Annotated in this window: 23 protein-coding genes; 8 read left to right on the forward strand and 15 right to left on the reverse strand. The window is 29.5% G+C overall.

Translation table 11 applies throughout. The features are described 5' to 3' along the window. The 3 genes from T514_RS0120990 to T514_RS0121000 all read right to left on the reverse strand — a co-directional run. Positions 1-213: transposase (locus T514_RS0120990; RefSeq protein ID WP_027626513.1), on the reverse strand; the 213-nt coding region annotated here is incomplete at its 3' end. A gap of 201 nt (positions 214-414) precedes the next feature. Continuing rightward, positions 415-780 carry an SdpI family protein gene (locus tag T514_RS0120995; protein ID WP_027626514.1) on the reverse strand — a complete coding sequence of 122 codons (366 nt, stop codon included), beginning with the start codon at positions 778-780 and terminating at the stop codon, positions 415-417. Positions 781-801: 21 nt separating this feature from the next. Continuing rightward, on the reverse strand, positions 802-1,494 hold the full coding sequence (locus T514_RS0121000; RefSeq protein WP_027626515.1) for an MBL fold metallo-hydrolase: 693 nt from the start codon (positions 1,492-1,494) through the stop codon (positions 802-804). 215 nt (positions 1,495-1,709) lie between these two features. Here T514_RS0121000 and T514_RS0121005 point away from each other — a divergent pair, with 215 nt between their 5' ends. The 3 genes from T514_RS0121005 to T514_RS0121015 all read left to right on the forward strand — a co-directional run bounded on the left by T514_RS0121005 (position 1,710) and on the right by T514_RS0121015 (position 3,753). Beyond that, on the forward strand, positions 1,710-1,988 hold the full coding sequence (locus T514_RS0121005; RefSeq protein ID WP_027626516.1) for a hypothetical protein: 279 nt from the start codon (positions 1,710-1,712) through the stop codon (positions 1,986-1,988). Between the two features lie 20 nt (positions 1,989-2,008). Then, entirely contained in the window at positions 2,009-2,851 is an 843-nt protein-coding gene (locus T514_RS0121010; RefSeq protein WP_027626517.1) for an ROK family protein, read from the forward strand. A 209-nt stretch (positions 2,852-3,060) separates the two neighbouring features. After that, the gene (locus T514_RS0121015; RefSeq protein WP_034869872.1) at positions 3,061-3,753 is read left to right on the forward strand and encodes a DUF1287 domain-containing protein; all 693 of its coding nucleotides are present in this window, start codon (positions 3,061-3,063) and stop codon (positions 3,751-3,753) included. 84 nt (positions 3,754-3,837) lie between these two features. Here T514_RS0121015 and T514_RS0121020 read toward each other — a convergent pair whose 3' ends face one another. Beyond that, on the reverse strand, positions 3,838-5,490 hold the full coding sequence (locus T514_RS0121020; RefSeq protein ID WP_027626519.1) for an FAD-dependent oxidoreductase: 1,653 nt from the start codon (positions 5,488-5,490) through the stop codon (positions 3,838-3,840). A gap of 375 nt (positions 5,491-5,865) precedes the next feature. On the opposite strand from T514_RS0121020, the gene T514_RS0121025 reads away from it, so the two are divergent. After that, positions 5,866-6,213, forward strand: a complete 348-nt coding sequence (locus T514_RS0121025; RefSeq protein WP_027626520.1) for a hypothetical protein — start codon at positions 5,866-5,868, stop codon at positions 6,211-6,213. An 83-nt stretch (positions 6,214-6,296) separates the two neighbouring features. Here T514_RS0121025 and T514_RS27470 read toward each other — a convergent pair whose 3' ends face one another. Beyond that, on the reverse strand, positions 6,297-6,644 hold the full coding sequence (locus T514_RS27470) for an FMN-binding protein (RefSeq protein WP_027626521.1): 348 nt from the start codon (positions 6,642-6,644) through the stop codon (positions 6,297-6,299). A gap of 66 nt (positions 6,645-6,710) precedes the next feature. Further along, positions 6,711-8,156, reverse strand: coding sequence for a flavocytochrome c (locus tag T514_RS0121035; protein WP_027626522.1), 1,446 nt, complete (start codon positions 8,154-8,156; stop codon positions 6,711-6,713). 217 nt (positions 8,157-8,373) lie between these two features. On the opposite strand from T514_RS0121035, the gene T514_RS0121040 reads away from it, so the two are divergent. Both T514_RS0121040 and T514_RS0121045 read left to right on the forward strand, forming a co-directional pair. Continuing rightward, a complete protein-coding gene (locus T514_RS0121040) occupies positions 8,374-8,817 on the forward strand; it encodes a GNAT family N-acetyltransferase (protein ID WP_027626523.1) in 444 nt (147 codons plus the stop codon). A 16-nt stretch (positions 8,818-8,833) separates the two neighbouring features. Continuing rightward, positions 8,834-9,322, forward strand: a complete 489-nt coding sequence (locus T514_RS0121045) for a GNAT family N-acetyltransferase (protein WP_027626524.1) — start codon at positions 8,834-8,836, stop codon at positions 9,320-9,322. A gap of 100 nt (positions 9,323-9,422) precedes the next feature. On the opposite strand, the gene T514_RS0121050 is transcribed toward T514_RS0121045, so the two are convergent. The 5 genes from T514_RS0121050 to T514_RS26370 all read right to left on the reverse strand — a co-directional run bounded on the left by T514_RS0121050 (position 9,423) and on the right by T514_RS26370 (position 12,116). Beyond that, entirely contained in the window at positions 9,423-9,713 is a 291-nt protein-coding gene (locus tag T514_RS0121050) for a hypothetical protein (RefSeq protein ID WP_027626525.1), read from the reverse strand. Positions 9,714-9,968: 255 nt separating this feature from the next. Continuing rightward, entirely contained in the window at positions 9,969-10,706 is a 738-nt protein-coding gene (locus T514_RS0121055; protein WP_027626526.1) for a polysaccharide deacetylase family protein, read from the reverse strand. A gap of 138 nt (positions 10,707-10,844) precedes the next feature. Next, positions 10,845-11,402 carry a TetR/AcrR family transcriptional regulator gene (locus T514_RS0121060; RefSeq protein WP_027626527.1) on the reverse strand — a complete coding sequence of 186 codons (558 nt, stop codon included), beginning with the start codon at positions 11,400-11,402 and terminating at the stop codon, positions 10,845-10,847. Between the two features lie 314 nt (positions 11,403-11,716). Then, positions 11,717-11,857 carry a hypothetical protein gene (locus tag T514_RS27085; protein ID WP_169735842.1) on the reverse strand — a complete coding sequence of 47 codons (141 nt, stop codon included), beginning with the start codon at positions 11,855-11,857 and terminating at the stop codon, positions 11,717-11,719. 82 nt (positions 11,858-11,939) lie between these two features. Continuing rightward, positions 11,940-12,116, reverse strand: coding sequence for an aspartyl-phosphate phosphatase Spo0E family protein (locus T514_RS26370; RefSeq protein ID WP_084284813.1), 177 nt, complete (start codon positions 12,114-12,116; stop codon positions 11,940-11,942). A 694-nt stretch (positions 12,117-12,810) separates the two neighbouring features. Here T514_RS26370 and T514_RS0121075 point away from each other — a divergent pair. Next, on the forward strand, positions 12,811-13,233 hold the full coding sequence (locus tag T514_RS0121075; protein WP_027626528.1) for a hypothetical protein: 423 nt from the start codon (positions 12,811-12,813) through the stop codon (positions 13,231-13,233). A 148-nt stretch (positions 13,234-13,381) separates the two neighbouring features. On the opposite strand, the gene T514_RS0121080 is transcribed toward T514_RS0121075, so the two are convergent. Then, a complete protein-coding gene (locus T514_RS0121080; RefSeq protein ID WP_027626529.1) occupies positions 13,382-13,984 on the reverse strand; it encodes a DUF421 domain-containing protein in 603 nt (200 codons plus the stop codon). 340 nt (positions 13,985-14,324) lie between these two features. Then, positions 14,325-15,740, reverse strand: coding sequence for an amidohydrolase (locus T514_RS0121085; RefSeq protein WP_027626530.1), 1,416 nt, complete (start codon positions 15,738-15,740; stop codon positions 14,325-14,327). A gap of 148 nt (positions 15,741-15,888) precedes the next feature. On the opposite strand from T514_RS0121085, the gene T514_RS0121090 reads away from it, so the two are divergent. Further along, entirely contained in the window at positions 15,889-16,797 is a 909-nt protein-coding gene (locus T514_RS0121090; protein ID WP_027626531.1) for a LysR family transcriptional regulator, read from the forward strand. 50 nt (positions 16,798-16,847) lie between these two features. Here the strand turns inward: T514_RS0121090 and T514_RS0121095 are convergent, their stop codons facing one another. Next, positions 16,848-17,477, reverse strand: a complete 630-nt coding sequence (locus T514_RS0121095) for a flavodoxin family protein (protein WP_027626532.1) — start codon at positions 17,475-17,477, stop codon at positions 16,848-16,850. 77 nt (positions 17,478-17,554) lie between these two features. Then, positions 17,555-18,055 carry a nitroreductase family protein gene (locus T514_RS0121100; protein ID WP_027626533.1) on the reverse strand — a complete coding sequence of 167 codons (501 nt, stop codon included), beginning with the start codon at positions 18,053-18,055 and terminating at the stop codon, positions 17,555-17,557. Between the last annotated feature and the right edge of the window lie 108 nt (positions 18,056-18,163).

Consider the following 18,163-nt stretch of genomic DNA (forward strand, 5'->3'; position numbering starts at 1 on the left):
TCCATTGCGTGCATTTTCTACATCAGTACGCTCATATGGAGAATACCCTAAATGGTTATCCATCTCAGCTGCAAGCATGCTTTCAATAGTACCTCCAAGAAGGTCTTTTAATGCGTCTTGAATGTCCTCAGCAGATTGAATGTCATACTCCCTAATTAAATCAGCAATAATATTCTTTTTTCCCTCTGTTAATCTTTCTTTTCTCTTACCCATAACAAAACAGCCTCCTATGATATTTATATTTTATCATAGAAAGCTGCTATATTTTGTAATTTACAGACTTTTTTTCACAGACTCCGAAAAATTTGAAATCAAAATGTTTTCGTAGAATTATTGGATAAAAATTATCCTTATTTATGATTTATATTTCATTTATAAATATGAACCATAACTAAAATAGAGTTTTGTGAAAAATTATTTTAACATTGCTTCCTTTTTAACTCCATTTTTATTAAATAACGTTCTTAAATGAATTTCTGTAATTAGTATAATTGCTAGCGAAATTATTAATAAACTTACTCCTAATATCTTTGTTGCTAACTCTATATTACTTCTATATAGATGATTTATTAATATTGAAAATGGTACAAAAATAACACCACCCAAAAATAGCATGCTACCAGAAAAACGATTGCCTTCAAGCCATGTGTCTCTAGATTTCATAGCAAAAGGTGTCTTATATCCTAGGGTATTATTAATATGCTCTGGCGGATATAACTTCATTGCTAATCCAATAACAATAAAGATTATTCCAATAATACAACTTGTTAAATTTCCCATATAATATCATCTCCTAATAATTTAATTTATTTCCACCACATTAAATCCCTGTTCTCTAGCTTGGGTTATTAATTCATCATTATCAATATGCATACAATATACTTTACTTCTCCATTCTTTAGCAATTAACTCACTCAATTTTCTTAATGCCAAATGAGGATTACCTCTATAATCAGCTAAACAAGTGTCTTGATATATATAATCTATTTCATTTAATTTATTTAATATATCTTTTGATATATTATTACTATCACCACTATAGTATATTAAACTATCTTCATCTTTTATTATTATTCCATAACAATTCATTTTTTCAATATGAGTAACTTGTATAAACTTAAAGCATATGTTATTTATATTAAAATTTATAGCTACTTCTGGTAATGTTAAATTAAATTCTTTATAGTGACCCATTAAATTCAATAATTGCTGAAGTTCTGCACCTGGAAAGTAAATATTAGGTGTAATCTTCTTAATGTAATAACAGTAATAAATTAGACTGCTTAAACTTCCTACATGATCTGAATTTAGATGTGTTATAATAGCATATACATTTGACACATCATTTAATAAATTATTATTAATTATTCTTTCAAAGATGTCTTCTCCGCAATCTAACAATATAAAATCTTTCCCATTTTTTATATAAGCACTTGTATTTCCTTCTTTAATATTGAAGGCACTACCTCTACCTAAAAAATTTAGTTTCAGCATATTATCTCTCCTTTGTATTATTATACCTCGATTATTTCTATTTTCAACAAAATTAAGCAAATTTATTATTTTTTATTCTATGACTATTCGCTTTAATATTTCCACTATCTTAACCCACACCGACTCCATTTCATATTGTTGTAATAAATGTTATAATTATGTATTGATATAATTTTTTAATATACAGTTTGAAAGAAATTCGAAAGGTGAGCTATATGAATATAAAACAAAATATAAAAAAGGATGTTGTTAATAGAATTAAAACTGATGATAGCGGATATAAAATTAATTATGGAATAGCAATTATACTTCTAAGTCCTTTATTAGGTTCATTATTATTTTATATTTACTCTATTATAATAGGTTTTATGATTTCTACAGACGGAGAAGTAGAAATGTTTTGGTTTAGTTGTATATTTGTTATGGCACTACTAGGTTTAGCATTAGTATTAGTTGGATGTAATGAAAAAACGTTACATAAACATAACTCTTAGTTAAAAGTAAGGAGGAAACAATGAATAAATTTATAGGCGTAGATATAGGTGGTACAAAAATGTATATGTTAGCTGAATACAATGGCAAGTATATTGAAAAAAAGGTATCGACAGGAATAAACGTTACTCCAAAATATTTAAAACATGAAATAGACTCATTTATTTCTTCTCTGCCATTCATCCCTGCAGGTATTGGAATAGCCATGCCCGGACTTGTAGAAAATAAAAATACATTAATAGTTTCATATGTACTTCCAAATCTAAATGGAATAAAGTCTGAATATTTTAGTGCTGATAGCTACAATGTACACTTTATTAATGATGTAAAAGCTGCATTGGTGGCAGAAACCATAAATTATCCAGAATGGTATACAACTGCTGTAATAATGGTTGGTACAGGTATTGCTTTAGCAGTTAAAACTAATGGTTCTATTATTTCAGGTTCAAAAGGATGGTCTGGAGAATTAGGCTCTATACCTATTATGTTAAATAATGAAGTTACTACCCTAAATAGCGTTTCAAGTGGTGCTGGAATATTAAACAGAGCTAAAACAGATGTTGAAAACTTTCTTAAACTTATCCAATGCGAAAATGAAGGAGCACTAAAAATTATAAAAGAAGCTAGCACCTACTTTGGACTTGCTCTTGCTAGTATAATCAATCTATATAACCCTGATGTTATAGTTGTTGGAGGTAGCACCTCAACTTATAAAGGATATATGAAAAATGCTGTTAACTTGGCCAAAAATTATTCCCTTAAAGAGTCTTTTAATTGCTGTAAAATCACATCACCAAAAGATATAAAACGCATTGTTGCATTAGGTGCTATGGAATTTTCTGTCCAAATGCATAATGATAATTAAGGTCTTAAATAATGACTTTTTTAAAAAGATTCTAAATTATTTTTCTTCTATATCTATTGGGATTACACCCATTATACACTATACCCACTAAAATTTTTACCATATTTATAATTTCCTTGATTTCAGTATATTGATGTACTATACTTTAGGCATAGATGCCTTCCATATTTCGGGACCTAGACAAGCAATATTTTCTTAGGAGTGATACTATGAAAATTAAACAAAAGAAGTTACTTATTTCTTTTATTATAATATTAGCTATTTTTATAACTACATATATTACTCTCTCCTATTTTAACATAATTCCTAAGAAATCTTATACAGCTAAAGATTTTGGTATTGAAACTATAAAAAGTAAAAATGATTATAATAAAAACGGTATAGATGATTATACTGATATTTTGTTAGGTGCTAGAAATGATGCTGAAAATAAGCCAAAATATATAAGTGTTTATCATAACGGAGGATATCCTCCAGAAAATGAAGGGGTCTGTACAGATGTCATATGGCGAGCCTTTAAAAATGCTGGTTATTCTCTTAAAGATATGGTAGACGAGCATATAAAAAACAATTTATCACTATATCCAAGAGTAGCTGGAAAGCCAGATAGAAATATTGATTTTAGAAGAGTTCCTAATTTAAAAGTTTATTTTGATTATAACGCAGTGTCCTACACTTTAGATCCTTATAAAATAAGTGAATGGCAACCAGGAGATATTGTTATATTTGGTGAAAGTTACTCTCATATTGCTATTGTATCGGACAAAAGAAACAGGCAGGGGGTACCCTATATTATTCATAATGCAGCACAACCTATAAGAGAAGAAGATGCATTAATTAGCTATTCTAAAGGAGCACCTATCACTGGGCACTATAGATTTGAAAATAATAAACCAAAATAAACCTATTCTGTTCCATAAGAATTATTTTTTTATACAAATATAGTAAATACCTACAATACATATAACTGTAGGTATTTTTTTAAATCATTCCTTCTTTTGAATTTTATAATTGTTGTATCCACCAGATATATTATAAACTTTTTTAAAGCCATTATTAATTAATATGTTCTGAACTGCATTACCAGTTACACCTTTATTACAGTAAGTTATAATTGTTTTTTCTTTATCTAATTTATTGCAGCTTTCTCTAATACATTCATGAGGAATATTAATGGCATCTTCTATGTGTGCTTCTTCATACTGTTTTTCAACTCTTGCATCTATAACAGTAACATCTTTCTCTTTTTCAATAATTTTAGGAACTTCCCTTGGAGTTATTAGCTTTTTATCTCTATTTATAGCATTATCTAAAATCATACCTGTATACATTACAGGGTCCTTAGCTGTTGAAAATGGTGGTGCATAGGCTAAATCAAGATGAAATAAATCCTCTACATTAGCTCCATATGTTATTGCAGTAACAAATACATCAATTCTTTTATCAACTCCACCATATCCCACAATTTGAGCTCCAAGTAATTTACCAGTTTTCTTATCTGCAATACCTTTTATAATCATTTCTTTTCCATTATAATAGGTTGGTTTATCTAATTTGATATTATGACATACCACTACATCAAAACTTTCACTTATAGCTTCTTTTTCTGAAAGTCCTGTTTGTGCTACTGCCATGTCAAAAACTTTTAAAATTGCTGTACCTAGTACACCCCTAAACTGAAGTTTTCCACCTGTTAATGAGTCTCCTGCTATTCTACCCATTTTATTTGCAGTAGAGCCTAGAGGTCTGAATAAAGGTTTACCTGTTATTAATGAAAATCCTTCAGTACAGTCACCACAAGAATATATATCTTCATAATTTGTTTGCATATTTTTATTAACTTTTATAGCACCAGTTACTCCTATTTCTATACCTGCTTCCTTAGCAAGTTCTACATTTGGCTTTACCCCTATTGCCATAATTACAAAATCTCCATTAATTTTTTTACCACTTTGAAGAACCACTTCTGTAGTTCTATCCCCTTTATTTAATTCAATAACTGAATCCTTTAAAATTATATTTATTCCCTTATCTTTTAAGTATTTTTCCACATAGGCTGCCATATCAGTATCAAGTCCTGGAGTAACTTGACTAAGTTTTTCTATAAGGGTAACTTCAATTCCTAAGTCTTTTAAATTCTCCGCCATTTCAAGACCTATAAATCCCGTTCCTACAATAACTGCCTTTTTAGGATTGTTAACTAATATGTATTGTTTTATTTTATCCGCCTGCTGAACATTTCTCAAATAAAATATATTTTCCAAATCAGCACCTTTTATGTTAGGCACTACAGGTTTTGCTCCAGTTGCAATTATGAGTTTATCATAGCTTTCATTAAAAACTTTACTTGTATCTAGATTTCTTACAATTAAAACTTTATCTTTAATATTTATTTTTAATACTTCATGCCTTATAAATATATCTATGTTATATTTCTTCTTAAAAAATCCGGCATCTCTTGGTACTATTTCTCCTCTATCTTCTATCTGTTCTCCTATATAATAAGGTAATCCGCAACCAGAATAAGATATATTATAATCTATATCAAATATTTTAATTTCTGCACTTTCATCATTTCTTCTAGCCTTTGCAGCAGCAGATGTCCCCGCAGCAACTGCACCGATCACAACAATTTTCATATTCATTTCCTTTCTTAAACTTATTTTTTAAGATTAAAATACTTTAGTATTAATTAGCCCATTGTATTTATTATCCTGTATGTAGGTATTAAATATTCATATTTTTAAGAGTACATAAAACAAGTATGCTATAATTTATATATAAATTATAACAGGAGTTGTACAAATTAAAAAAAGATTATTTAGATTTTTTCTTATTTTCATAGGATTTTTAACAGTAAATATTATATTAACATATATAATTAAGGGAGAAGTGAATATATTAAATCACATAGCTACTCCCCTTGGCACTGCTTTTGGTATTAGCTTTATGGATATTTTGTTTACAAATAAAAAGAGTATAAATTAGAAGATACTAATCAAAGGAGCCACTATATGTGCAATCATGAATTTGGAATAATTGACAATCTTCAGAAAGACAAGGATTATGGAGATGAATATACTCCTGAAAAATACCACTGTATTTCTGTCCATGATGATATTATAAATTTATTAGTAGGTTCATTAAAAACCATGAAAACCTATTTTCATACCATGAACAGACCTGATTTTGGTCTTGCCTATTATGGTATTACCTTAATTCCACCAGAATCTTTAATGCGGTTTCAAGACATCATTCTTTCCTCAAAAAAATTTCGTCAATCTAAAGAATTAGTAGAACTAGCAAATCTCATATCTAAGGCAATTGAACAAAATAAATATATTATTCATTATGGCATATAATCATGGTATAAAATTATAGGGCAGGATTTTTTTCCAAAAATCCTGCCCTATAATTTATACGTTATAATCTATGCTCTATAGAACTATTTCTTCGCTCCAGCTAAAGCTTCATCTACACCTTTTAATATAGCCTTACTAGATATCGTAGCTCCTGTAACACCATCTACTCCTTCTGTAGATTGTTTTCTTATTATTTTTGGAATTAGTACATTTTTTACTCCATCTAAAATTCCATTATCCTTTTCATCTGATTCAACTTTTATATTCTTTATTTTTCCTTTAGCAACTTCTACAGTTATATTCATTTCACCATTACGAGATTTTCCCTTAGCCTTATATTCCCCATCTTTATATGCTCCTTCAGCTCCACATCCTATAAGAGCTGTTCCTAGAGTCAAAACTATTACCATTGATAAAATTATTTTTTTCATCATGTTTTCCTCCGTTAGTTAAAAAATTTATCCGATGACTATTCTCTCTGAAGTCAAGAACTCTGTTTATTTCACAAAAGCAGCTGCATTTTTTCCTGCTATTCTACCAAAAACAACTATATCTGCTAAAGAATTTCCACCTAGTCTATTTCCTCCTTGAACTCCTCCAGTAACTTCTCCAGCAGCATAAAGTCCTTTAATAACTTGTCCAGATTTATCTAATACTTCAGCATTTTTATTAATTTTTATACCACCCATTGTATAATGAACAGCCGGTGCAATTTCAATAGCATAGTACTTACCATTTCCAAAAGAACGAGGCATGTCCCCTCTATTGAATTGAACATCCTTTTTGTTCTTTACAAATCCATTATAATTATTAACCGTTTTCTTTAATATCTCTGGATTAACATTAATCTTTTTAGCTAAATCTTCTACAGAATTTCCTTGTACCACTAACTCCATATTTATATAGCTTTCTATAGCTTTTAAACTCTTTCTAACATTATCATCAAATAAAAGATAAGCTGTCTTCCCCTTTTGATCAAGTATAGCTTTTGATACTACATCTCTTGTAGCTAATTCATTTATAAAACGACTTCCTTCACCATTTACAAGTATAGCTCCATTTCCTCTTACTGCTTCAGTAATCATCATACCTGTCTTAGGAACTACTGTTGGATGAGTTTGTATTTGATCCATTTGTGTAAGTTCGGCTCCTAATTTTACAGCCATATCAATTCCATCCCCAGTTGCTCCAGGGTGATTAGTTGTCCCAAATCCTTTTAAATTAGGATTATATTTAACAACTTTTTCTTCACTAGCTCCAAACCCACCAGTTGCAATAATAACTGACTTTGTATCTATAGTATATTCTTTTCCTTCTTCATTTAAGGCTTTTACCCCTTTTATGTTTCCTTTATCATCTTTTAATATTTCTACGGCTTTATTATTAAGTCTTATATCAATTTTTCTATCCTTTGCTGCTTTTTTCAAGGTTTTTACTATATTTGAACCAACCTCCCCACCACCAGCAGGTCTATGAGCTCTATCATTGCTTGCTCCAGCAAGTCTTCCTACATCTGTTAAATCTGCACCTAAATCTGATAACCACTCTACTGCACTTGCAGCCTGAGAAGTTAAGACTTTAACTAATTCGGGGTTATTTTTATAATATCCGCCCTTCATTGTATCTTCATAAAATTTTTCAACGGTATCTTTTATATTTTTTTCCTTTTGAAATTTAGTTCCCGCTGCATTTATTCCTCCAGTTGCCCTTAAAGTATTTCCTCCTACCATTGGCATTTTTTCAATAACTATAACATTGGCTCCTGCATTTTTAGCTTCTACTGCTGAAGAAAGTCCTGCTCCTCCTGCACCAATTACAACTATGTCAGTTTTTGTTGAAGGTTTACTTTCTACTGTATTAGATTTACTATTTCCACAACCTGTTAAAGTTCCAACTGTAAGCATAGTTACAGTTACAATAGATAATAGCTTCTTAAAATTCATAGTTTATTCCTCCATATCTTATAGGGCTACAGCCCACAAATATCATAACATATATTATATCCTACTCTGTAAATATTTTAAAGATGGTTTATGTTTTCCCTTAATATCTATTATATATACAATTTATGCCATAAAATCCTAATATAATGTGTTATAATTAATTTATAATATAAAAATTTTACGTACCAATAATTACTTATATTAAGTGAGGTCTTCTATGAAAATTAAAATGATTTTAAATAATAAAAAGCAATTTCTCCACTTGCTGCTCTTAGCAGATGAACAAGAGGATATGATTGATAAATATTTGGAACGTGGAGATATGTTTGCTCTCTATGACGACGATTTAAAAAGTGTTTGCGTTGTAACATGTGAGGGTGACCACATATATGAATTAAAAAACATAGCTACTTATGAAAAATTTCAAGGAAAAGGCTATGGTAAACAACTTGTAAAATACATTCTTGATTATTATAATGGCAAATGTAAAACCATGTTTGTTGGCACAGGAGATAGTCCTCTTACAATTCCCTTTTATGAGTCTTGTGGATTTGTTATATCTCATCGTGTTAAAAATTTCTTTACAGATAATTATAATCACCCAATTTTTGAATGTGGTATACAACTTATTGATATGATTTACTTAAGAAAAGACTTTTAACGAAAGGAAGATTGTAATGAATATTACTATTAGACAAGTATCTATAAATGATTTAGATGAAGTAACAAGAGTAGAGGCAACTTGTTTTCCAAATGCAGAAGCTGCTACAAGAGAATCTTTTGAACAACGTATTAAAACATTTCCAGAAAGCTTTTTTATAGCAGAGCTAAATGGAAAGATAATTGGATTTATTAATGGTTGTATTACAAATGAAACTGTTATCTATGATGAGCTGTATAAAGATGCTTCACTACATATTCCAAATGGAGATTATCAAACTATTTTTGGTATTGATGTAATGCCAGACTATCGTAATCAAGGCATTGCAGCACAGTTAATGAATTATATGATAAAATTTTCAAGCAACTCTGGCCGTAAAGGTGTTATCTTAACTTGTAAAGATAGACTTATTCATTATTATGAAAAATTTGGATATGTAAATAAAGGCATATCTAAATCAGTACATGGTGGTGCTCAGTGGTATGATATGATTTTAAAATTTTAAAATCATATAGTTTGCTAAACTAAATTGTTCTTTAAAAAGCCACTCAAAATAATCAACATTATATTGAGTGGCTTTTCATATTTCTGCTTTTTTATAAATGCTACATAAATAAATCTATTAATTTTAAAATCATTAGAATCATAAGCATAATGCCCATAATTCTAGTATCAAAACTCTCACTTTTTCCTACTTTTCTATTAGATAAAGTTAAAGTTGGATTCGTAATCCAAACTATACTTATAATAATCATACAATAATAAATTATAAACTTATATATTTGCTCTTTAAATATTGACCTAATTAAAAATCTACCTATAGATAAAACAAGTAATATACTAACATGCAATATATATATTATTTTAAATGACGTATCTATATTTCTCTTATTCAAAGCATACTCTCCTTCTATAAGCTTTTATATTTTATAGGACACCATTATGATGCTACGCTTCTGAATAAGTTCTTCTACAAACACTATTGAAATTCCTTTCACATTAATGTTAATTTTTCCAAATAAATACCATTAAAATTTAATATAAATTCTTTTATGTTATAAAATATTTTTTAGAAAATAAAAATATACTTATGAAATCAATTTTATCCTTAGTCTATGTTTTAGTAATGATCTACTACTTTATTATTTCAATTACTGATTTAACCTTCCTATAAATACATCCATTCCATCACTAGCAACTACCCCCATTCTGTGCAAAGTATATATTCCATCACTTTTCCTTGCAATTTTTCCTCCTGTTACAAATCCCATAGTATATCCTGCATCTTTTGCTGCCCTTATTGTATTCTCATTATATTTACCACAAGGATATGCTATATAATTTACTTTTTTATCTAAAGTTTTTTCAATAATACTCTTTGATTCTTTTAGAGTTTTTAGCTGTTTTTCATATGAAAGTTTATTTAACTCTTCATGATTTAATGTATGACTTTGTATATCTATTCTATTACTTTGTAGTTCTCTAAGTTGCTTTGAATTCATAGATCTATTGTCTTTGTCTATATTACTTGCAATAACAAATATTGTAGCTTTAATATTAAATTCTTTTAGTATAGGATATGCATACTTATAATTATCTAAATATCCATCATCAAAAGTTATAACTACAGATTTCTTAGGTATAGGCTTATTTTCCGCAAAAAAACTATATAGTTCTTCCATAGACAGTGTAGTATATCCATTGTCTTTTATATATTTCATTTGCTCTCTAAACTGCTTTTCAGGCATCCTTAAGCCATTATTTTTTTCATAACCTATAGAGTGATACATAAGTATACATACCTTGTCACCATTCATAGCTTTGCATTGATATGGTTGCATAATTAATATAATTAGAACAAAAATTAAAATTCTCTTAAAAGATTTCATATGCTTTTCACCTCATTTTTTATAAAATATATAGCTACAATTATTATGTTATCCTACTTTATTATTTTAATTTACAGATTCAAATTTCACTGTTTTCCATATCATTAAAATAAAAATCAGGGGTGATAACTAAACATATCATCCCTGAACATATTTTTCGATTGCCCTTGCTATATCTCCCTCAATGAGCTTACTAAGATTTTCAATAATATCTTCTGGAGTTTCCTGTGCTCCTGATTTCAACCATGCCATAAGTAACCCAATGAAAGCATAGCTATAAAAATTAGCAATAAACTTTTTACTTTCCTGTGGAATATTTTTTCCTTCAGCTAATTCCTCTACTACACCAATTAACAAATCAAAAGTAACATTATATAAAAATTCCTCTAAATGTTCCCTGCCCAATGAATGAAATGTATTAATACAAAAAGCTCTATTTTTTTTTACATATTGAAATGTCTTAAGAAATCCTTTTTGCCATGTATCATATGTTTTATAGTCCTCAATAGCATCTAATGCTTCTGTTTTATAAATCCATCCTAATAAATCATATATGTCCTGAAAATGATAGTAGAAAGTCTGACGATTAACACCACAAGTCTTTACTACATCTTTTATAGTAATCTTTTCTAATGATGTTTTTTCCATTAATTTCTTTAGTGAAGAAGCCAATTCTTTTTTTGTCATCCGAGACATTGTCATCGCCTCCTAAATGAATTTTAATATCAATGCTAAATTTCACTATTGTTATTTAATAAGCCTTTCTTAAGCTTGTTTCCTTTATTATATTTTACCATATAATTTCTAAAAACATTAATTTCACTATACTGAATTATAATAAAATTAATCTGGATTTATTAATAAAATTATAAAGTTATTTTTTTATATAAAAAATACAAATAAAAATAAGTAAAATTTTATTTTGTATAAAAACAATTTAAACCCTTTCATGGCAAACATACCATAAAAGGGTTTAATTATTTCACTGTTTCAAAGTGTACTTTATTTTATTATTTATACTCTTTCCTAACAGGTTTATATTTTGATTTATTCTTTTCTTCAGGATCTATATAATCATAATCTCCTCTTTCAGTTTTTTGTAAACCTAAAGCAGCCATTTTCTTTTTAGTTACAGTTAATTTATTGCTCATAGCTCATCTCTCCTTTAGGTTTATAATAACCGCTGAATAAATTTTTATGTATATAAAACTTTACTTATTTCTTTACCATTACTTACTTGTCCACTTTCTTTTTGCTAAGTACTTCATAATATTGATTTAAAATAGAATCTAACATTTGGCTTGCTACTATAACTTCTTGATCTAACAAATCCTGTTTTTCATTAATTAATTGATCTAAATGATCTCTTAATTGTTCTGTTAACTCTAGTAATTCCTCTATCTTATTAATAGTATCCCTCCTCTCACAATAAGTATATTAAATATAACAATACATACCAATATTAAAATGGAGGAAAATAAAGTACCCATTTTACGGTACTTTAATAACAAAAATAAGCACCTGAAGTTATTCAAGTGCTTTACTATGCCAAACGATATGTGACCATTGCTTTTTATATAACTTATACATACATATAAGCAAAATATTGCCGCAAATACATAATTGTGCTAAACTATTTACATACAATTCAATATAGTTGTGTGTGGGCAACTGGTATCCCTATCCCCTTTTTTAGAAGGGAGGTGATACATATGTACGAAATATTTATAGTGGTTTTTGCTGCTCTATCGTTTTTGATAGCATTGATAAATTTAATTATCGTACTTATAGATAAAATAAAAAGGTAGCCCACCCTCGCAATTGGTATGGCTACTTTTTTATAATTGGCTTTATCAGTTGCCTAAGCAACTAGAATTGTATACTGCAGGGTGTTGGTAGCACCCTGTTTTTATTATACTCATTTATTAATTTTATTATAACACATAGAGTAACATAATCAACTAATAAGTTTAAAATTATTGTTAAACTTAATCTATATAATTGATAATTAATATAGATATCTAGTATAATCTAAAAATTAATCACATTTATTCTAGACTTTTAATATTATATAAATGTGTAATAAAAAAGAAAGGTGAATGTATTGGCTGTTTGGTGTCCTAGTCCTCCAGAATTTCAAAGAAATGATAGAGTTGTATCTCTAGTTTATCATCATCCACCCGAAGTAGAACCAGGTACAAAAGGAACTATAGTTTCACCGCAAATAGGTAGTTTATATGCAGTACAGCTACCTAATGGCGAACTTCATCGCTGGTTCGCTGGATTTGAATTAGAACCTGTAAATTCTTATCCAAATTACTTTGGTCTTCTTTATCCAGGTTCTTTTGCTAAAATACTAACATCACAAGGTCATCCGCCTACTATCAAACCAGGAATGATAGTTCGTATAATCAAAGTTATCTCTCAGGTACCATTTTATGACCTTATGATTGACGGAAAAGGGTATCATAGATGGCTAGCAGATTTTGAACTTGTATCATTAAATGTAGTATGTCCAAAAGAATGATTATCTTTCTAAATATAATACTACATGTTGAAAAATAGGTAGAACTAATTCTACCTATTTTTCATTTTATCAATATAAATGCCAAAATAGTAGCTCTTAAAATAATAATTATATTCAATTGAAAACTTTTATCTTTTACAATAATATTTTATGGTTCATTTTTATTCCCCTCAAATTTTTTACTTTTTATCTCTTGAAAAATACTATTTTTGCCATTTGACTGAGTCATTGTATTGTTCATTATCATTGCTTTCATTTGTGATATTTCATTCATCAAGTTTATAAACTCCTCATTTGTTACAGGTTTTTTGCTATCCTTTAATTCATATCCAAGTTGCCCGCTTACTTCAATTGTTGCATACTTTATGTCTTCTATTGAAGATATTCCATCCTGTCTTAAACGTGTTTCTAATTTATCTATTGACATTCTAAGCTTTTTCATGTTTTTAATATTAGGTTTACCGTTCTCAACAACAACTACTGCTTTTCCAGAGAATAATGTCTCTAGAAAATCTACTTTAACTTGTATATATTCAGTAATTATCATTAATACAACTAATACAAATGCTACTAAAAAAGTAATAAGTAATCCTCTTCCAGATACAGGTTGAATAATTAGTGATCCTAAACCTATCATCACAATAGTTTGGGATATTGTCATTTGAGAAATTGATTTTCTTCCACCTATTCTTAAAATAAATGTTCCTACAATGAATATAAGAATTGATTGCCATATCCAACTAAAATCCATTTTCCTTATTCTCTCCTTATTTTAAAAATAAATATCATTTCTATTTTTTATCATTACCACCTTTACCTAATCATCTGCTAGTTTATTTCAATGTTCATTATTTATATTCTTTGACTTTAATTCCTATGTATATTATCTTCCACAAATTAAACTTTATACCTATAGTATTAATGATTTCACTTTTACTCTAACTTAATAAAAATTATTTTAAATTAAATACAAAATGCGTTAGCAAAAGATTATTACTTCTTTCTATTCGCTAACGCATTTTTATATATAAATATTCTTACACTATCCGACAAAAATAATACCTGCATCCATCTGTTCAAAATATTGCCCTTTATTCTATTATTCCAGCTTTTGTTTCCTTAGGTATAATTGATTTATATGTCTTTTTATCAAGAGCTTTTTCAAAGTCCCTCTTAGCTTGCAATACTATTTCGGGTTCATTTAATATATCAATAGCACAACGTGCCATAACTGTTGCCGCTGCTGTCATTCCATCATGAGCTATTTTTGATTTTCCCTGTGCCACTGCAAGCCATGAATGTGCAGGTGTCCCTAGTGCAAAGCAGGCACCACTAAACCATGTAGTTGGTACATTCCAACTCACATCCCCTACATCGGTAGAACCCATTTTTTGTGGATTAGGAGGAAATACAGCATCTGCCATAGCACCTTCAAAAAGATCTTCTCCCTTTTCACCATAAAATCTTCTAGCCATTTCTTGATACATAAGACATTCTTCTTTACTGCCAATATCATGAAAAGCTTTCGCATACTCAAGCTCTTCATCTGTATATTTTATAGGATAAACTTCACTTATATGTTTAAATGCAAGCTGATCAAGAGTTCTATTCTGCACCACATCAGCATATGCGCTAACAACTTGAATGTTAACCTTTGTTCCAGTCATCATTGCAGCACCCTGTGCTACGGCGTTTACACGGTCTAATAACTCATACACTTGTTCATTTTTCGGTGTTCTTATTGAATATAATACCTGTGCATTTGCCTGCACAACATTTGGAGCATTGCCTCCAGAGTTTGTTACAGCATAATGAATACGTGCTTCAGGAATAATATGCTCTCTTAAGTAGTTTACTCCTACACTCATAAGCTCCACAGCATCTAATGCACTACGTCCCAAATGTGGAGATACCGCAGCATGTGAACTTATTCCTTCAAAGTTATAATATACACGTGCATTTGCAAGACTAGAAATTGAACCTATGGTCGCAGAATATGGATGCCATGCTAGACATATATCGCAACCATCAAAACAGCCTTCTCGAACCATAAAAGCTTTTCCTGCTCCTCCTTCTTCTGCTGGACATCCATAATATATGATAGTTCCCGAAATGTGATTTTGCAAAAGATAATCCTTTATAGCTACACATGCCTGCATACATGCTGTACCTAAAAGATGATGACCGCAACCATGACCATATCCACCCTCTAATAAAGGTTCTTTATGTGTAACATCAGCCTTTTGTGATAATTCAGGCAATGCGTCAAATTCTCCTAAAAAAGCAATGATAGGTTTTCCATTGCCAAAGCTAGCACGAAATGCAGTAGTTATGTCCCCAATACCATTTTCAATAGTAAAGCCTTCCTCACTCATTACTTGTCTTTGTATATCTGATGAATTTACTTCCTTATATCCTGGCTCAGCATATTCCCAAATTTTATCGCTAATCTCTTCAAATTTTTTATGTTTTTGTTCAATCAATTCTTCTAATAATATATAATCCAAAATAGTTACCTCCCCTCATATAAAACATTTTAAATCTGATAACTATAGTATGTCTAATACGTTATATTTATACCGGCATAAATATAATAAATAGTATTGTAAATTATATATATAATCTCTACAATAACATATAAGGAAGGTGATAACATTGAAATTTAGACAATTAGAATATGCTCTGGCAGTTTCACGTACACTTTCATTTTCTAAGGCTGCAAAAGAGCTTTATGTTTCACAACCTAATATCAGTTTTGCTATAAATTCACTAGAAGACGAGCTTGGAATTCAAATTTTTAAACGCACAAATCATGGAATAACTATAACGCCAGAAGGACTAAGCTTTTTAGAACATGCCAATAATATAATGTCAGAATTTGAAAAGATTGGAGCAATAACAGAAAAAGAGCCTTATCGTAAACTTTCTATTGGATGTATGTTTAACCATACATTAGTATCACAAGCTTTTGCAAAGCTTTGTAAAGAATTTCAGAACAGCTCAAAGTTAGATTTTTCTGTATCTACTGGCTCCTCAAGTGAGATAATTGATAATGTATATATGGGCAAAAGTCAACTTGGCATTATACTTATGAATCGTACCACATTGGATAGCTACATAAATACTATGACAAACAAAAACTTGATACTTGATGTTATAAGTAGTATGCATATGAATGTAAATGTACGTAAAGGACACCCTCTACTAGAAAAACAACCTTTTCCTTTTGATAAGTTGCATAACTACCCCTTTGTAAACTATCGCTTTAATGTAATGTCAGATTTTCCTGATATATTTTCTATAGGACTTGTGAATCCTGAAAAAATAATAAATGTAAGTGAAAGAGAAACTCGATCACAAATAGTAATATCAACAGATGCCTTCAGCATTGGATGTACCTTTCACCCTGATATGAAGGCGATTGATAAAATGGTATCTATACCAATACCTAGTGTAGAAGTATTTTTGACTTTAATACTAAAAAAAGATCATTCTCGTAGTGAAGAATTACACCGCTTTCTTGAACTATTTAAGCAAGAGCTTTCAAAAATCAACAGCCTGTAATCACTTATGAATACAGGCTATTAAATATTTCTCATCATTTTATTAAAGGATTAGCGAATAAAATTTGTAAATACCTTATCTTCTCTTTCTGGTTCTTTAACAGTTCCTTTTCCGTTTTGGACTAACTTCATAAGCCATGCCATATTCTTACCAAGAACTCTCATAATTTGTTTTCCTTCTTCATCTCCTATAACTTCTCCTGGTGCCGCTCCATGTATCACATTCCAGTAATTCGAAGTAGGCATAAGCATTTCAGAATAATTAATATAATTATTCAACTGTTCAAAAGTGGTCACTCCTCCTGAACGTCTAACTGCTACCACAGATGCTCCTACCTTATGTCTTAACATTCCACTTCCTGCAACATAAAATGCCCTATCCAAAAATGACTTCATAGTTCCAGCTATAGCTGAATAATGCACTGGAGACCCTAATATTATCCCATCGGCCTCCTTCATTTTTTGTATCCATTCATTTACTTCATCATTATCAATTATACATTTCTCATTTTTATTTCTTGCGCAAGCATTACATGCAAGACACCCTCTTATAGTTTTATTTCCTACATGTATAATTTCAACTTCTACACCTTCCTTTTCTAGTTCCTCTGCTACCATTTTTATAGCATGATATGTGTTACCTTCCTTTTTAGGACTTCCATTAAATGCAACAACTTTCATATAATTTAACTCCTTCTTAAAATCTAAAATTCAACTTTTATTATTAATTATTATATATTTAAAGCTCTACAATTGTATTACCATCTATCATAATGTATTCTTGTTTTATTAAATCTATCTGCTGCTACTTTTTTCTCATCTGGATAGCCAACAGGTATTATGGATAAAGGAATTACACTAGCTGGTAAATTTAAAATTTCTTTTATTGCATCAACCCTTTCTGCTATTGGGTAAACACCTAACCATACAGCTCCTAGCCCCTTCTCTTCAGCAGCTATTAATATATTTTCTGTAGCAGCTGAACAATCCTGTATCCAAAAACCTTTAAACATCTCCTTTGATTCATCTCCACAAACTACAATTGCAACAGTTGCATTTAATAGCATTTGTGAATATGGATGTACTTCAGTTATCTTTTTCATAACCTCCTTATCTCTTAAAACTATAAACTCCCAAGGTTGTTCATTTACTGCAGAAGGTGCTGCCATACCCGCCCTTAATAATTCTTCCACAATCTCGTCACTTACATTTATGTCCTTATACTTTCTTATACTTTTTCTATTTAATATTGCATTCATTTATAAATCCTCCTAATTGTTTTCTTTTATGATTTATGCTATTATTATAAAAATTAAGTCTAAAAATAACAAGTACGCACTATTTTGTATTATAGTACCCAAAAGGAT

This window comes from Clostridium lundense DSM 17049, from assembly GCF_000619945.1.
Classification (GTDB): Bacteria; Bacillota; Clostridia; order Clostridiales; family Clostridiaceae; genus Clostridium_AO; species Clostridium_AO lundense.